Below are 1966 nucleotides of genomic sequence, written 5' to 3' on the forward strand. Positions count from 1 at the left end.
CCGGAGACCCGCCACCGCAGCGCCACGCGGCCATTGTCGTACCCTCACAGCAGAATCAGCACCACACCCCCGGCAACGACGCCGAACACCCCCGATCAACGGCCCGATGAAAGATCGAGGCTAGATCCTCTCAAGCCACCGGTCAGCGTGCTCGATATTCCCGCCTGGCATGGGGTGTACTGAGCCCACCGAAATTGTGGCTTTATTGAAGGGATCGCCGTGGGAGATTTTCGCGTATTGAGCGCGAGTGAGATTCGACCAGTACTGACAACACTGAACGGATTGAACTGGCCCATTCGATACGATGAGTTTCCCCGAGTCTTTGAACTTCTAGGGTGGGAGAAGCAGCGTCGCAAAGGCGGCGCTACCAATCTTCCCGTTTCTCTCCCGTTAGTTTCTGTGGGCGAACTCGGGGGCGAGGTTGCGGAGTTTTCCTTCCGCGTTTCAGACACTCTCCCTGGAGACGATAGAACGAATCGCACTGTCGTGGCGAGGCATTTCCCTGACGCTGTCGCAGCTGTGTCGGAGTGCCTACATGCTGATCCTGACTCAGAGGCCTGGGCAACTAACGGAGTCCGATGGGATCTCGAGGGAGGCCGTCAGATCAATCTTCTCAGCCTTGACGACACGGTGATCATGCAGTATTGGTCTCGCCGAATGGCTGACGTTGAGCGATTTGAGCGCAATCACGGCGTAGATCCGTCGAACAACTTGGATGCATCAGACTAACGCCAACTCACCATAGCTTCACCGGCTAGATCGAAACCAGTTGCAGGCCCGAATCAACCGCACGGTTGGTTCAACGAAGTCGAGCGGTGGTACCCGGAGTCCCGTTTCGCGCTCTTCCTCGCCATGTTGTACGAGCGTCCTGCTGAGGACCGGAGGCCTAAGCCGCAGTCTGGCGATGCTGTGTGCCGGTGGGTAGGCGGGAGCACCGGGACAGTGATGATTGAACTATGACATCGCACGCCGCAGATCCGCTGCCCGAGCCCGACCACGAGCTCGGCTATTCGGAGGAACTCCTCAATGGCGTGCTCGGCGACCGCATGAGCCGCTTTCACGAATACATGATGTTGAAGGCCCACGCCATGGGACCGAATGGCCCCGTCTACTTCCCGTCCGACGTACGCCGCTTCGTCGATTTCTACGTCACGCGCACGGCACGCCCGCTCACCGAGGGTGAGGTGCGAGCGCTGTTCGACACCTGGGAGGCGGAGGGGCGTGGGAAGGTCGACTGACCCGATCCCGCGCGCTGTACCGCTGTTCCGCCGGGCAACACCATCACGCGATCATCTCCGTGTAGTCGATCAGCCGCACGAACGAGCCTTTCCGGCCGCGGATGAGGAGCCTCCCTTCGCCCTGGTGGCGGGGCAGCAGCTCCGCGCCGTGCAGCTCGACGCGATCTGCGGATCGGCTCTCGCGGCCTGAGGCATCCCAGGACGCAACCTGACGTTCCGTCGGCGGTTCCGCCCACGCGGCCTGCTCGAGGATGTCCTTCTCGATCGCGCCGACGCCGATGAGGACTCCGGTGCCGAGGAACACCTGGAGGAGCGCCTTGCTCTCGGCTTCACCGAAGCGCGCCGTGAACTGAGTGGAGTGCTGGGCAGCGACGGTGAAGTGGCAGCCGTAGGAGCGCATGAGGCCGATGTGCTCGCGCAGGCGCGGGAGCGGGCAGATCTGCGGTGCCTCGTCGATGACCATGGCGATCTTCGGCAGACCGCGTTTGATGGCGTTGAGCGTCCAGTGCGCGACGATCGCCTCGATCACCGATGCGGCAGCTCTTCGTCCCTCAACACTTCATACGCCTGCCCCGCAGGAACCGCGTGTCACGTGAGGGCGGATACGTGGCTCTTCGGACATCTGGTGGGGGTCATGGGGTGAGGCCGCCGGCGGCGAGGAGCATGCGGAGGCGGTAGTTGTGCCGGTTGCGGTAGCCGCGGGCGAGGCGGCGGTGCAGCTCGATGAT

At 62.5% G+C, this 1966-nt stretch carries 3 protein-coding genes; 2 read left to right on the top strand and 1 reads right to left on the bottom strand.

Annotated features, from left to right (window positions below):
* The first annotated feature begins 219 nt into the window (after window positions 1-219).
* Both AB1K54_RS17255 and AB1K54_RS17260 read left to right on the top strand, forming a co-directional pair.
* On the top strand, window positions 220-729 hold the full coding sequence (locus AB1K54_RS17255; RefSeq protein ID WP_371203996.1) for a DUF6301 family protein: 510 nt from the start codon (window positions 220-222) through the stop codon (window positions 727-729).
* Window positions 730-956: 227 nt separating this feature from the next.
* A complete protein-coding gene (locus tag AB1K54_RS17260) occupies window positions 957-1238 on the top strand; it encodes a hypothetical protein (protein WP_371203997.1) in 282 nt (93 codons plus the stop codon).
* A 43-nt stretch (window positions 1239-1281) separates the two neighbouring features.
* Here the strand turns inward: AB1K54_RS17260 and AB1K54_RS17265 are convergent, their stop codons facing one another.
* A complete protein-coding gene (locus tag AB1K54_RS17265) occupies window positions 1282-1767 on the bottom strand; it encodes a TraM recognition domain-containing protein (protein ID WP_371203998.1) in 486 nt (161 codons plus the stop codon).
* Window positions 1768-1966 lie beyond the last annotated feature (199 nt).

The sequence above is a fragment of the Microbacterium sp. BWT-B31 genome (assembly GCF_041379855.1).
Lineage (GTDB): Bacteria > Actinomycetota > Actinomycetes > Actinomycetales > Microbacteriaceae > Microbacterium.